The 14,195-nt window shown below is 64.8% G+C and carries 12 protein-coding genes; 6 read left to right on the forward strand and 6 right to left on the reverse strand.

Annotation, left to right across the window (positions count from 1 at the left end; all coding sequences use genetic code 11):
- Positions 1–28: 28 nt before the first annotated feature.
- The 6 genes from whiA (at position 29) to QYR03_RS02035 (ending at position 5,965) form a co-directional block, all read left to right on the forward strand.
- A complete protein-coding gene (gene whiA / locus QYR03_RS02010) occupies positions 29–997 on the forward strand; it encodes a DNA-binding protein WhiA (RefSeq protein WP_301712401.1) in 969 nt (322 codons plus the stop codon).
- A 214-nt stretch (positions 998–1,211) separates the two neighbouring features.
- A complete protein-coding gene (gene gap, locus QYR03_RS02015) occupies positions 1,212–2,222 on the forward strand; it encodes a type I glyceraldehyde-3-phosphate dehydrogenase (protein WP_259850748.1) in 1,011 nt (336 codons plus the stop codon).
- Positions 2,223–2,321: 99 nt separating this feature from the next.
- Positions 2,322–3,542 carry a phosphoglycerate kinase gene (gene pgk / locus QYR03_RS02020; protein WP_301712402.1) on the forward strand — a complete coding sequence of 407 codons (1,221 nt, stop codon included), beginning with the start codon at positions 2,322–2,324 and terminating at the stop codon, positions 3,540–3,542.
- Between the two features lie 20 nt (positions 3,543–3,562).
- Entirely contained in the window at positions 3,563–4,348 is a 786-nt protein-coding gene (tpiA, locus tag QYR03_RS02025; protein ID WP_301712403.1) for a triose-phosphate isomerase, read from the forward strand.
- Positions 4,349–4,454: 106 nt separating this feature from the next.
- Positions 4,455–4,691, forward strand: coding sequence for a preprotein translocase subunit SecG (secG, locus tag QYR03_RS02030; RefSeq protein WP_259850761.1), 237 nt, complete (start codon positions 4,455–4,457; stop codon positions 4,689–4,691).
- Positions 4,692–4,873: 182 nt separating this feature from the next.
- Complete coding sequence (locus QYR03_RS02035; protein WP_301712404.1) at positions 4,874–5,965, forward strand: HNH endonuclease signature motif containing protein; 1,092 nt, start codon at positions 4,874–4,876, stop codon at positions 5,963–5,965.
- A 164-nt stretch (positions 5,966–6,129) separates the two neighbouring features.
- Here the strand turns inward: QYR03_RS02035 and QYR03_RS02040 are convergent, their stop codons facing one another.
- The 6 genes from QYR03_RS02040 to tkt all read right to left on the reverse strand — a co-directional run bounded on the left by QYR03_RS02040 (position 6,130) and on the right by tkt (position 14,040).
- Entirely contained in the window at positions 6,130–7,266 is a 1,137-nt protein-coding gene (locus tag QYR03_RS02040) for a glycerophosphodiester phosphodiesterase family protein (protein ID WP_259850767.1), read from the reverse strand.
- A 136-nt stretch (positions 7,267–7,402) separates the two neighbouring features.
- On the reverse strand, positions 7,403–8,131 hold the full coding sequence (gene pgl / locus QYR03_RS02045) for a 6-phosphogluconolactonase (protein WP_301712405.1): 729 nt from the start codon (positions 8,129–8,131) through the stop codon (positions 7,403–7,405).
- 37 nt (positions 8,132–8,168) lie between these two features.
- Positions 8,169–9,104: a glucose-6-phosphate dehydrogenase assembly protein OpcA gene (locus QYR03_RS02050; RefSeq protein ID WP_301712406.1), complete on the reverse strand. Its 936-nt coding sequence runs from the start codon at positions 9,102–9,104 to the stop codon at positions 8,169–8,171.
- A 24-nt stretch (positions 9,105–9,128) separates the two neighbouring features.
- Positions 9,129–10,670: a glucose-6-phosphate dehydrogenase gene (gene zwf / locus QYR03_RS02055; RefSeq protein ID WP_259850771.1), complete on the reverse strand. Its 1,542-nt coding sequence runs from the start codon at positions 10,668–10,670 to the stop codon at positions 9,129–9,131.
- 116 nt (positions 10,671–10,786) lie between these two features.
- Positions 10,787–11,863, reverse strand: a complete 1,077-nt coding sequence (tal, locus tag QYR03_RS02060; protein WP_301712407.1) for a transaldolase — start codon at positions 11,861–11,863, stop codon at positions 10,787–10,789.
- A 47-nt stretch (positions 11,864–11,910) separates the two neighbouring features.
- Complete coding sequence (tkt, locus tag QYR03_RS02065) at positions 11,911–14,040, reverse strand: transketolase (protein ID WP_301712446.1); 2,130 nt, start codon at positions 14,038–14,040, stop codon at positions 11,911–11,913.
- Between the last annotated feature and the right edge of the window lie 155 nt (positions 14,041–14,195).

Genomic DNA, 14,195 nt, shown 5'->3' on the forward strand with positions numbered 1-14,195 from the left:
CCGGAGCACAGAAAGGGAGAATTCTCTCGTGGCGTTGACTGCGAAGGTCAAAGACGAACTGTTGGCGGTGACGCCAGCGGGTGTGGATGCCCGTATTGCCGAAGCCACCGCGATGCTCCGCATTGCCGGCGAATTCACTCAGAGACTGCACGGGATTGAGGTGCGCGCCGATTTCGCCGAGCTCACCGTCGCAGAGCATCTGGCCGCCATCATCCGGGATGTCTGCGAGGTCGGTGTTCAAGTCACATCCATCTCGCCGGGCAGCAATTCCCGGGAAGCCCGCTACGAGGTCACGGTCTCTGACGGGGCCCGCGATGTGATCCGCCGCTTCAAGCTCGTCACCGCTTCCGGCCACCCGGTGGTGGGTCTGCCGCGCACCATCATCTCCGGCACGATTTCGGAGGTCGAAGCCGCATGGCGCGGTGCCTTCCTGGCCCGTGGGGCACTCACCGAACCGGGCCGCACCGCCAACCTCGAGGTCGTGTGCCCGCGCCAGGAGGCGGCTCTCGCTCTTGTTGGGTTGGCGCGGCGTCTCTCGGTATCCGCGAAGACCAAAGAAACCCGCGGCACCGAGCGCGTCTTCGTCCGCGACGGAGACGGAATCGGCATTCTGCTGTCCCGCATGGGCGCTCCCCGCACCCGTCTCGAGTGGGACGAGAAGCGCAAGACCCGCAATGAGCGCACCAGCGCCAGCCACCACGCGAATTTCGACGACGCGAATCAGCGGCGCTCCGCACAGGCTGCAGCGGCCGCAGCGGCCCGCGTCGACCGCGCCATGCAGATTCTCGGCGACGATGTGCCCGAGCACCTCGCCGACGCTGGCTACCTGCGCGTCAAGCACCGGCACGCGTCCCTCGAGGAACTCGGTCGTCTCGCCGACCCGCAGATGACCAAAGATGCCGTCGCCGGCCGCATCCGCCGCCTCCTCTCACTCGCCGATAAGCGCGCAGAAGAGCTCGGCATCCCGGATACCCACGCCGCCGTCCACGAGGATTAGACGCGCGGAACCCCCTCTAGCAGCTACGGCTGCGGCACCCCTATCTGCCGTAACGACGCTGGCTGGGCGGGGAAGAGCGGGGCCCGGGGAGCGTCGAAAAGCGTCTGCAGGGGAGAGAGCATTTCTCTACACTGGGTTTTGAAGGCCGCGAGTTGACAACATCTCGTAAGACGGTCTAGCAAAAGGAACCCATATTCCCCGAAGGAGCATCAATATGACCACCCGCATTGGCATCAACGGCTTCGGCCGCATCGGCCGCTCCGCGTTCCGCATCATCCTCGACCAGTACGCGGATGACTTGGAGGTCGTGAAGATCAACGATCTGACCGACAACAAGACGCTCGCACACCTGACCAAGTACGACACCGCGTACGGGCAGATCGGCCGCGAGGTCACTTTCGACGACGAGTCGATCACCGTTGACGGCAAGCGCATCCAGGTCTCCGCGGAGAAGGACCCGGCTAACCTCGCATGGGCCGACGCTGATGTCGACATCGTGCTCGAGTGCACCGGCATCTTCACCGACGGTCAGAAAGCCAAGGCGCACCTCGACGCGGGCGCCAAAAAGGTCATCATCTCTGCCCCGGGCAAGAACGTCGACGGCACCTACGTGTGGGGCGTCAACCACACCGACTACACCAACGACGCCAACATCATCTCGGCCGCGTCCTGCACCACCAACTCCCTGGCTCCCGTCGCCAAGGTGCTCAACGACGCATTCGGCATCGAGCGCGGCCTGATGACCACCATCCACGCCTACACCGGTGACCAGCGCATCCAGGACGCACCGCACAAGGACCTGCGCCGCGCCCGCGCCGCCGCGCAGAACATCGTCCCGACGACGACCGGTGCCGCAAAGGCCGTCGCACTCGTCCTGCCGGAGCTCGAAGGCAAGCTCGACGGTTTCGCAATGCGTGTGCCGACCATTACCGGTTCCGCTACCGACCTCACCGTCACCGTGGGCAAGGACGTCACCGTCGACCAGGTCAACGAGGCCGTAAAGAACGCCGTCCAGGACGCTGAGTTCGGCCGTGCCCTCGAGTACACCGAGGACCCGATCGTCTCCTCCGACATCATCGGCAACTCCCACGGTGCGATCTTTGACGCTGGCATGACCCGCGTCATCGACGGCAACCTGGTCAAGATCATCTCCTGGTACGACAACGAGTTCTCGTACACGTCCCAGTACATCCGCATGACCAAGCACGTCGCCGACAACCTCTAAACACCAGTTCTTCCACGCGAGCCGCCCGGGGAGAGTGCAGCACGCACCCTGTCCGGGCTTCGCTCGTTCAGCAAACATTCACAAGGAGTTCAATCCACCATGGCTGTACGTTCCATCGACGAGCTGCTCAAAGAAGGCGTCGACGGGCGCCACGTGCTCGTCCGCTCCGACTTCAACGTCCCGCTCGACGACGACGGCAACATCACGGACGCGGGCCGCATCGACGCGTCGCTGCGCACCATCAAGGCGCTTATCGACGGTGGCGCAAAGGTCATCCTCACCGCCCACCTCGGCCGCCCCAAAGGTGAAGTGAACCCGAAGTATTCCCTCAAGCCTGTCGCAGAGGCCCTGTCCGAGAAGCTCGGCCAGTACGTCGCCCTGGCATCTGACGTCACCGGCGAGGACGCTCACGAGCGTGCCAACGGCCTGTCCGAAGGCGATGTGCTCCTCGTCGAGAATGTGCGTTTCGACGCCCGCGAGACCTCTAAGGACGAGTCCGAGCGCGGCACCTTCGCCGACGAGCTCGCTGCCCTCGCCGCAGATAACGGCGCCTTCGTCTCCGACGGATTCGGTGTCGTCCACCGCGCGCAGGCATCCGTCTACGACGTTGCTAAGCGTCTGCCCGCCTACGCCGGTTACCTGGTCCAGGACGAGGTGGAAAAGCTCGCCTCCGTCAAGGAAAACCCGACCTCCCCGTACGTCGTCGTTCTCGGCGGCTCCAAGGTATCCGACAAGCTGGGCGTCATCGAGGCGCTGGCCGAGAAGGCTGACAAGGTCATCATCGGCGGCGGCATGTGCTACACGTTCCTCACCGCACAGGGCCACAACACCCAGGCCTCCCTGCTGCAGGAGGAGATGGTGGACACCTGCAAGGAGCTGATCGAGAAGTACGGCGACAAGATTGTTTTGCCGGTCGACCTCGTCGCGGCCTCCGAGTTCGACAACGACGCTGACCGCAAGGTCGTCGACCTCGACGGCACCCCGGAGGGCTGGATGTCCCTCGACATCGGCCCGGAGACCGCAAAGAAGTACGCCGAGATCATCGCCGACTCCAAGACCGTGTTCTGGAACGGCCCGATGGGCGTGTTCGAGAAGTCCAACTTCGCCGACGGAACCCGCGCGGTCGCCCAGGCCATGATCGACGCCACCGCGAACAACGGTTCCTTCACCGTGGTCGGCGGCGGCGACTCTGCCGCATCCGTGCGCACTCTCGGCCTTAACGATGACGGCTTCTCCCACATCTCCACCGGCGGCGGCGCTTCCCTCGAGCTCGTCGAAGGTAAGGAACTTCCGGGCGTTGCAGTCCTGGAACAGAACTAAAGCGAAAGGAGCCACCAACCATGGCACGCACACCACTCATTGCCGGTAACTGGAAGATGAACCACGACCACCTCGAGGCCATCTCCCAGGCGCAGCGCCTCGCATTCGCCCTGCCGGGCGACTACTACGAGGACGTCGACGTGGCGCTCACCGTCCCCTTCACCGACCTGCGCTCCCTGCAGACCCTGGTCCAGGGGGACAAGCTGAAGATCACCTACGGTGCCCAGGACGTCTCCGCCCACGAGTCGGGCGCCTACACCGGTGAAGTCTCCGCCGCGATGCTGGCGAAGCTCGATTGCACCTGGGTCGTCGTCGGCCACTCCGAGCGCCGCGACTACCACAATGAGTCGAACGAGCTCGTCGCCGCTAAGGCCAAGGCAGCACTCGACAACGGTATCAGCCCGATCGTGTGCGTCGGTGAGCCCTTGGAGGTGCGGGAGGCAGGGGAGCAGGTGGATTTCGTCGTCAAGCAAACGCGCGAATCTCTCGCTGGCCTGTCCACCGAGAAACTCTCGAAGACCGTGATCGCCTACGAGCCCGTGTGGGCCATCGGCACCGGCAAAAGCGCCTCCGCAGAGGACGCGCAGGAGATCTGCGCCGCCATCCGCGGCCTCATCGCCGAGCTTGCCGACGACACCGTCGCCTCCTCCATCCGCATCCTCTACGGCGGGTCCGTGAAGGCCGACACTATCGCCGACATCATCGGCCAGCCCGATGTCGACGGCGGCCTCGTCGGCGGCGCATCCCTCGACGGTAACGACTTCGCCAAGCTCGCCGCCGCCGCAGGCGACGCCGTCCGCGCCTAGCCCCTTCCGTGAAAGCCTCCCCGGCACGTCGATGCTGGGGAAGCTTCGCCGTTCATGTAACATGTGAACGGTTAACCGCCCGTACCCGATATGGAGGCATCTTCACATGGCCATCGCACTGCAGATCATCCTGGTTATCGCATCCCTGCTGATGACCGTCTTCGTTCTGCTGCACAAGGGCAAAGGTGGCGGCCTGTCCTCCCTCTTCGGCGGCGGCGTCCAGGCGAACCTGTCCGGTTCCACCGTCGTGGAGAAGAACCTCGACCGCTACACCGTGGCTGTGGCGATCATCTGGATCGTCTGCATCATTGGCCTGAACCTTATCCAGGCGTACGGCCTGTAGACCTCCGCATCACGGCTTCCTAACGCTCACCAGCTTCGCGTGGTGGGCGTTTTGCATGCTTATCGACGCCTCCCGCAACCCCTCCCTTGCAATTCTGTGGATAAGTCTTTTCTTGGGTGGGTTATCCACAGAATTTTCACGCGCGCTTTTTCGGGGTTGCTGTTCTGTTTAGCGTGTGGGTCATGAGCGATTTTGACGCGTTTCTTGGATCACTTGGCAGCCCGATGGATATCCTGGCTGGTTTCGACCGCCAGGCCGTTGTCGATGCCGGAATCAAGTCCTCGGTGGCCATCGAGGGCGAGAAGGCGCGCAAGGTCTACTTCGGTGTAACCCGCTACAAGCGCCAACAAGCCAATGCCGTGCGCATTGCCCGGCAGACGTCGAAGTCGTTGGATCAGATTCTGTTCATCGAGCAGCACGTCAAAGCCGCCGGCTCGGAGAAGGACAAGTGGAAGCTTCGCCTCGCCCTGCTCTCGGTGCGCGGCGACTACAAGACCTTGCAGCGCCGCGCGAAAGACATCGTCCCTGACCCGGATGCTGACACACCCGCCCCGGAGTCGTCTGTCCGGTTCGGCCGGACGCGGAAAGGCAAGCGCACCTTCAGCGCGACCGGCGACGAGGGCGATATTGCTGCGTTGGAGCACGCTCTGCGGAAGGATCTGGATGATAATCGTCCTGAGGGCCCGCAGATGTACGAGGCGTTTGATGCGTTGCTCAAAAACGGCGGTGGTGTCGCCGCATCTGTCCCACGCCCCCTAATCCAGATCCCGCTTCCCGACTATGTGTCAATCCTCGGCGGCCAAGGCGATGAGACCGTCCTGGGTCTGTCAGATGGCACCACGATGACCGGTGCGGAGTACCTGACCCACCATCACTCGAAGGACTTGGAGGTGGCCTTGTTCCACCCGCAGGCAGGACCGGTGAACCTGTACAGCACGAAACGGTTCGCCAACGCCAAGCAACGCGACCTGGCGCGTGCGACACTCACGACCTGTCCGGTGCCGGACTGTAGGCACGCGGCCGATAACTGCGAGGTCCACCACATCACACCCTGGGCCCGCGGCGGGCCGACGAATATGGACAACCTGTCCATCTTGTGTAGGTACCACAACCGCACCAACGACGACGACCCCCACGGATGCGCGGAGGAACCCCAACATGGGTCTCCCCGCGCGGAACACCAGTACCGAACACCACACACCAATACGGTGCAATGCACCTGTTGTTCGGAAGCTAGTTCGCGACATAGCGAAACGGCCGCAGACACAGTCTGACCACGCGGGTCAGGCATGTTTACGGCCACTTCGGTGCGCGACTTTCACGACGCGGCAATCAGGCACGCCCACCGGCCGCTTCGGTGCGCCCGAAAGTACGGCGCAGCGTCGACGCAGTTCACGCAGTTAACGGATGACAACCGGCCGCTTCGGCGAGCCCGAATCTAGCGGGAGTAGTCCACGGACTGCTCGTCGAGGATCGTCTTCAGCATCGTCGGGTAGTCGGTGATGATGCCGTCGACGCCCGCCTCGATCTGTCCGCGCATGGTGGCTTCGTCGTTGACAGTCCACGGGATGACGCGGAGCCCGGCGTCGTGAGCTTTTTGGATGTATTCGGGGGTGGCGACGGGGTTGTAGTCGTCGTCGCCGGCTTCGGCGTCGCTGGGCACGGAATAGCCGGGGGAGAGAACTGCGGCCCCGATGTGCCGAGCGGCTTCGACGATATCGCCGCCGACAGAGTCGTAGTCAACATCGCCGGTCCAGGGGGAGTCGGGGACCCAGGTGGTGTCGTCGTAAAGCATGATGAGCGGAACGTCCGGGTTCTTCTCGCGCACGAGCGGGAGGCTGCGCCAGTCGAAGGATTGAATCATGAGGCGGTCAGTCGTGCCAGCCTCATCGGCGGCGGCGAGGATCGCGTCGACGAATTCCTGGGGTTCGGCGGACTTGTCGCGCTCCTCGGCCTCGATTTTCGTCTCGATGTTGAAGTAGACGTCGTCGTCACTCGATGCCAGCTCGAACAGCTCGGGGAGATCGATGAGCTTATTGCCGTCGACCGGTACTTGGTCGGGGAAGTCCTCGAGCTTGACGTCGCATTCGAGGGTCTGGAGTTGCTCCCACGTGAGGTCGTGAACCAGCTTTCCAACGTACGGGAACTGCTCATCGTCCGCCTCGACCGGCTCGGTGTCGCGGCATTTATCAGTCTGAATCTCCGGGTCGTGCCAGACGACGGGCACACCGTCGGCCGACATGACGATATCGAGCTCGAGGGTGGTCACGCCCATCGCGAGGGATTCTTCGAAGGCTGTGCGGGATTCCTCGGTCCATTCGCCGCGCCCGCCGCGGTGCGACTGGAGGTCGAAGTTCGGCGGAAGATTCGCATTGCTTATCGACGCCCCGTCCCCCGCCTCCGCAGACACCGTCCCCGCTGCCTGCGAGGAGGATTCGGTGGGTTGTTCACTTGCCGGTTCGGCGTTGTCAGATGGGCTGCAGGCCGTGAGCGCGAGTGTGGTGGGCAGTAGGAGGGCGAGGGCGCCACGGGCGGCGGTAGTGCGGGTGTTGGCGCGGGAAGAACGGTTCCGCATAGGTATCTCTCCAAGTCGGTGCTGTTGTGTGTGCAAGTAAATGCACTGCCCGATGGTAGAGATCCGGCCGGGGGAGCGCCGTGCAGTGTTCAGACATGCCGATGTGTTCCGAACCGGCACGCTCTAGTGAGGGGGGCTACTGGGCCGGGGAGAACGCGTCCTCGGCGACGAAGAGGGTGGTCTCCGCGAGAGCCGGCACTCGGGTGACGGGCCACTCGTCGGACGGTTCGCCGTCGACGAGGTGGCTGATTGCCTCGGCTTTTTCGGAGCCGGAGACGAGCAGCCAGACTTCCTTCGCTCGGGCGACAGCAGGCAGCGTCAAGGTGATGCGCTCCGCGGGCGGCTTCGGGGAATCGTAGACGCCGACGACGAGCTTCTCCTCTTCGTCCAGCGCCGCGGAGGAGGGGAACAGGGAGTTGATGTGGCCGTCGGGGCCCATGCCGAGCAGGTGCAGGTCAAACCCGCGCGGGGCGTGCTGCTGGATGGCGTTGGAGTAGTACGCAGCCGTGTCGTCGAGCGGCAGATTCCCCGGGCGGTAGCCGTGGATATTCGCCTCGGGGATGTTGACGTGGTTGAGCAGGGCGTAGCGTGCCTGCCCCTCATTCGAGTCCGGGTCGTAGACGGGGACGTTGCGCTCGTCGCCGAAGAAGACGTGGATGCGGGACCAGTCGAGGTTCTTAGCGCGCACGAGGCGGGAGAGGAGCTTGATGCCGGCGCCGCCGCCGGTGAAGACTACGCGTGCGACACCGTCCCCGTGAACACCGCCGGTGTCGGAGGTGATGATCTCGGTGACGGTGTCGATGAAGCGGGAGGAGGCTTCGTCAATAAGCACATCGAGATTGGGGACGTTTTCGACGGTAATCATTGCTATCGCTCCTTCAAAAACTGGCTATCTAACGACTCTAGACAAAATTCACTTCCGACAGTGACCGCAGCGCCTGCGAATACGCCCAGTCGGGGTCGAGGTGGCGGAGTTCCTCGGACAAGCAGTCGGCGTCGCTGCGTGTGCTCATGGCGACGAACGAGTCCGGCAGCCCCGGGGCCTGCACACGGAGGGTCTTGTCGTCCTTGACGCTCACGCACACTGGCCCGGAGGCGCGCTGCAAGGATAGACGGCGGACGGGGAACAGACGGGAGGGCTCAGACTTGGTCGTTTCGCTGCAGATCCGGTTGACCGGCGCGTCGAGGGCCGACGCCAGCCACGCCGCGGCGATATCGACACTCGGGTCATCTGCGGGCCCATCGATTTCCACGGAGGCGACGGGTTCGTGAGGGTAGCGGTCGAGCGCGGAGGCGACGACGCCGCGCCAGTGCGTGATCCGGGACCACAGCATGTCGGAGTCGCCGGGGCAGTAGCCGTTGGCGAGGCGCATGAGGGTGTTGCCGTCGACGTCCTCCCGGGCGTTCGTGATGCGGCGATGCGCGAGTTGCCCGAGCGGGTGCTCGGCTGGGCGCGCGGGAGCGGTCGACGGCCACCACGCGACAACGGGGGTGTCCGGTAGCAAAAGAGGCGTGACGACGGATGCGAGGTTATTCGCCAACTCCCCGTGCAAGTCCATCACGATGATCTCCGAAGCCCCGGCGTCATCTGCGAGGATGGCCTGGGCATCGAGGATGTTTTCCCCTTCGGGGTTGCCGGTGATCAGCATGAGCACGCGTGAGGGGTGCTCGTGGGAGGCGGTGCGGACGTGGTCGAGGATGGATTCCACGTCGTCGTGGATGTCGGCGACGACGATGAGGGTGAGCACGCGACCGGTGGCCAGGGAGTAGTTCTCTTGGGTGTCCAGCAGCAGTTTCGTGATCTTGCGCGTGGACGTGTCGGACATGGTGATGATCATGTGTGACTCTTCTCCTGCGGAGGACTAGGGGCGGCGCCAGGTGCGTCCGTGGGCAGCCATCATTTGGTCGGCGGTTGCCGGGCCCCAGGTGCCGGCGGCGTATTCGTCGGGGCGGCCGTTGGCGGCCCAGTAATCGAGGATGGGGTCGAGGATCTCCCAGCTTCGTTCGACTTCGGAGGCGGTGGGGAAGAGGCCGGTTTCGTCGAGAAGCGCGTCGAGGATGAGGCGCTCGTACGCTTCCGGCGACTCTTCGGTGAAGGCCTCGGTGTAGGAGAAGTCCATGTTGACGTCGCGGACTTCCATGGTGGAGCCGGGGACCTTGGAGCCGAAGCGCAGCAGGATTCCCTCGTCCGGCTGCACGCGGATGACGAGGGTGTTGGCGCCGAGCTGACTGGTCAACCCCGGGCCGAATGCCTCGTGGGGCGCTTTCTTGAATACGAGGGCGATCTCGGTGACGCGACGGCCGAGGCGTTTTCCGGTGCGCAGGTAGAACGGCACGCCCGCCCAGCGGCGGGAATTCACGCCGAGGGTGCACGCGGCGTAGGTTTCGGTGGTGGACTCGGGGTCGAAGCCCTCTTCCTCACGCAGCCCGACAACCTGTTCCGAGCCCTGCCATCCGGCGGTGTACTGGCCGCGGGCGGTGGTTTCCTCGAACGGGCCGATGGGCTTGGTGGCGCGCAGGATCTTGAGCTTCTCGTAGCGCAGCTGGCGGGGCGAGAAGGAGACAGGCTCATCCATGGCCACCAGGGCAAGGAGCTGGAGGAGGTGGTTCTGGATCACATCGCGGGCAGCGCCGATGCCGTCGTAGTAGCCGGCGCGGCCGCCGAGCCCGATGTCTTCGGCCATGGTGATCTGGACGTGGTCGACGAATTGGGCGTTCCACAGCGGTTCGAACATCTGGTTGGCGAACCGCATGGCCAGGATGTTCTGGACGGTCTCTTTGCCGAGGTAGTGGTCGATGCGGAACACGGCGCGCTCGGGGAAGACGGAGTTGATCGTCTCGTTGAGCTCGCGGGCAGTGGCGAGGTTGTGGCCGAAGGGCTTTTCGATGATTACGCGCCGCCACTGCCCCTCGGACGCTTGCGCCATGCCGGTGCGGTCGAGCTGGTCGATGACGTTGGCGAAGTAGTCCGGCGGCACGGACAAGTAGAAGGCCCAATTGCCGGCGGTGCCGCGGGTGGCGTCCATGTGCTTGAGCAGGTCGGCCATGCTGTCGAAGGCTTCGTCGTCGTCGAAGGCGCCTTGGACGAAGTGCATGCCTTCGGCGAGGCGGGACCAGACGTGCTCGTCGAAGTCGGTGCGAGCACCGGCCTCGACCTGCTCGCGGACGTAGGACTCGAAATCTTCTTTCGACCAGGGGCGTCGGCCGAAGCCAACGAGCGTGAAACCGGCGGGCAGGAGACCGCGGTAGGCGAGGTCGTAGATGGCGGGAAGGAGCTTCCGTTTGGCCAGGTCGCCGGTCACGCCGAAAATGACCATGCCGGACGGCCCGGCGATCCGCGGCAGCCGCCGGTCAGCGTGGTCGCGGAGGGGATTCTTCCATTCTTCGGGTGCCAGATTCGACACAGGCGTGGGCCTTTCGTCTGGTGGGCGGTGGTGCGCCGCGAAGTGGGTACCGTCGCGGCTACATGGTCAATTAAGAAGATTAAACCTTAAATTGACGGCCGCGATGAAGGAATCGGCTATTTCAGGTTCTCGAGCATAGAATCGAGCAGTTCTTGCCAGGCGTCGACGAACTTGTCGACGCCTTCGCGTTCGAGGACGGCGACGACGTCGTCAAGCTCGATGCCGACTGTGGCGAGCTGCTCGAAGACCGTGCGCGCCTCGTCGGCGGTTCCGGTGAGGGTGTCTCCGTGCACGTTGTCGCCGTTGAGGACGGCGTCGATGGTCGGCTCCGGCATGGTGTTGACGGTGTCCGGCCCGGCGAGCTCGATGACGTACATGTCGGCGGGGTAGTCCGGATTCTTCACACCAGTCGACGCCCACAGGGGGCGCTGCTTGTTCGCGCCCTCTGGGAGGTCGCCGAGGGAATCGAGGAAGAGCTGGTACGCCAGACGCGCGTTGGCGATGCCGGCTTTGCCCTTGAGCGCGCGGGCTTCGTCGGTGCCGATGGCGTCGAGGCGGTTGTCCACCTCGGTGTCCATGCGGGAGACGAAGAAGGAAGCGACGGAGTGGATCGCGGACACGTCGTGGCCGTTGGCGGCGGCCTGCTCGATGCCGGCGACGTAGGCGTCGATGACCTGCTTGTAGCGCTCGACGGAGAAGATCAGAGTCACGTTGACCGAGATGCCCTCGGCGAGCGCCTGCGTGATCGCGGGCAGGGAGGCGTCGGTGGCGGGGATCTTGATCATCACATTGGGGCGGTCGACGAGCGCCCAGAGTTCTTTCGCGTGGGCGACGGTAGCTGCTTCGTCGTCGGCGTGGCGCGGGTCGACCTCGATGGACACGCGGCCGTCCTGTCCGCCGGTGGCGTCGTAGACGTCGCGGAAGAGGTCGCAGGCGTCCTGGACGTCCTTGACGCTCATTGCGTAGACGGCTTCGTCGACGCCGACCTTGCCAGCTTTGAGTTCGGCGATCTGTTCGTCGTAGGCGGTGCCGGACGACATGGCTTTGGCGAAAATCGCCGGGTTGGTGGTCACGCCGGCCAGCGATTTCGCGGCTTTGATCTCGGCGAGGTTGCCCGACACGATGCGCTCGCGCGACAGGTCGTCGAGCCAGGTGGAGGTGCCGGCTTCAGCAAGACGGTCAATTGCGGTCATGGGTAGCTCCTTTTCGCTTTTCGCTTATCGACGTTTCCCTGATTCCCTTACACCCCGTCCCCGCGCACCGGGCCGCGCTGCGGGTCGGCGGCGGAATCCGCGGTGCCGGTGCGCACGGAGTCGAGGGATTCGCGGGCGGCGGCGACGACGGCATCGGTGGTGAAGCCGAAGCGCTCGAAGAGTTCGGCACCGGGTGCAGACGCGCCGAAGTGCTCGAGGGAGATGTTGCGGCCTTGGTCGCCGGTGAAGCGGAACCACGGCATGGCCACGCCTGCTTCGACAGAGACGCGGGCGAGCACGTCGCGCGGGATGACCTCGTCGATGTAGGAGCGGTCCTGCTGCAGGAACCAGTCCATCGACGGCATGGACACGACCCGGGTGGCGATACCGTCGGCTTCGAGGACCTTGGCCGCCTCAACGGCGTACTGCACCTCGGAGCCGGAGCCCATGAGGATGACGTCGGGGGTGCCGGATGCCTCGACGAGCACGTAGGCACCGCGGGCGACACCGTCGATGGCCTTCTCCTTGGTGCCTTGGAGCACCGGCAGGTTCTGGCGGGAGAGGGCGAGAGCCTTCGGCTGCGGGTCCGCCTCGAGGGCGGCCTTCCACGCGGCGGCAGTCTCGTTGGCGTCGGCCGGGCGGATCACGGCAAGGTCCGGGATGGCGCGCAGTGCCGTCAGCGTCTCGACCGGCTGGTGGGTCGGGCCGTCTTCACCGAGGCCGATGGAGTCGTGGGTGAAGACGTAGTAGCCGTCGATACCGGACAGAGCCGCAACGCGGATGGACGGGTAGAGATACTCGGAGAAGATCAGGAAGGTGCCGCCGTAGACGCGGGTGTTGCCGTGCAGGGCGATGCCGTTCATGATCGCGCCCATGGCGTGTTCGCGGATGCCGAAGTGCAGGTTACGTCCGTACGGGTGCGCGGTGAACATGTCGGTGGAGATCGCCTCCGGCCCGAAGGACGGCTCGCCCTTGATCAGCGTGTTGTTGGAGCCGGCCAGGTCGGCGGAACCGCCCCACAGTTCGGGCAGGGTCTTCGCCAGAGCCTGAATGGAGGCCTCGGAGGCCTTGCGGGTAGCCAGGCCCTTCTCGTCGGGCTCCCAGGTCGGCAGCTCGTCGGCCCAGCCTTCCGGCAGTTCGCGGGCGGAGAGGCGGTCCAGGAGGGCCTTGTGGTCGGAGTGGGAGGAGGCCCAGGCGTCGAAAAGCTTCTGCCATTCGGCGTGGACCTGTGCGCCGCGCTCGACGAGCTGGCGGGTGTGCGAGAGGACGCTCTCCTCGGCGGGGAACGCGGCATCCGTGTCGAAACCGAGGACCTCCTTGACCGCCGCGACCTCGTCCGCGCCAAGCGCTGCGCCGTGGACGGAGCCAGTGTTCATCATGTTCGGGGCGGGGTAGCCGATGACTGTCTTGACACGAATCATGGTCGGCTTCGAGGTCTCAGCCTGAGCCTTCTCGATGGCCGCCAGAATCGCAGTCACGTCCTCACCGGATTCGACGGTGAGCGTCTGCCAGCCGTACGCCTCGTAGCGTGCGAGCACGTCCTCGTTGAAGGCGATCTGGGTGTCGTCCTCGATGGAGATGCGGTTGTCGTCCCAGAAAGCGATCAGGTTGCCCAGCTGCTGCGTGCCCGCGAGGGAGCTGGCCTCGCTGGTCACGCCCTCCTGGAGGTCGCCGTCGCCGGCAATGACGTAAATAAAGTGGTCGAACGGGGACTGGCCGGGAGCGGCATCGGGGTCGAACAGGCCGCGCTCGCGTCGGGAGGCCATCGCCATACCGACAGCAGAGGCCAGACCCTGGCCGAGCGGGCCCGTGGTGATCTCCACGCCGTCAGTGTGGTTGTACTCCGGGTGGCCCGGAGTCTTCGCGCCCCAGGTGCGCAGGGACTTCAGGTCCTCGAGCTCGAGGCCGAAGCCGCCCAAGTAGAGCTGGATGTACTGCGTCAGCGACGAGTGGCCGTTGGACAGCACGAAACGGTCGCGCCCGATCCACCGCGGCTCCGCCGGGTCATGGCGCATGACACGCTGGTAGAGGGTGTAGGCCAGCGGTGCCAGGGACATCGCCGTGCCGGGGTGACCGGAGCCGCAGTTCTCGACGGCATCGGCGGCGAGAACGCGCGCGGTGTCGACTGCGCGGCTGTCCTCTGCGGTCCAGTCCTCCGGGTAGCGGGCCACGGTCATGGCCTGCAGCTCGACGGGGAGGGACGCGGCGGCATCGGAAACGCCGGTCGCCTGGGAAGAGTTCTCGGAAGAGGTAGTCACAGTGTCCTCGCTTAGCAGTGTGTCGGAGCTAACTAACTCTTTACACACTAGTGGTATTCGGTGGGCGGGGATCG

It is taken from the genome of Corynebacterium sp. P4-C1, from assembly GCF_030503595.1.
Taxonomy (GTDB): Bacteria; Actinomycetota; Actinomycetes; order Mycobacteriales; family Mycobacteriaceae; genus Corynebacterium.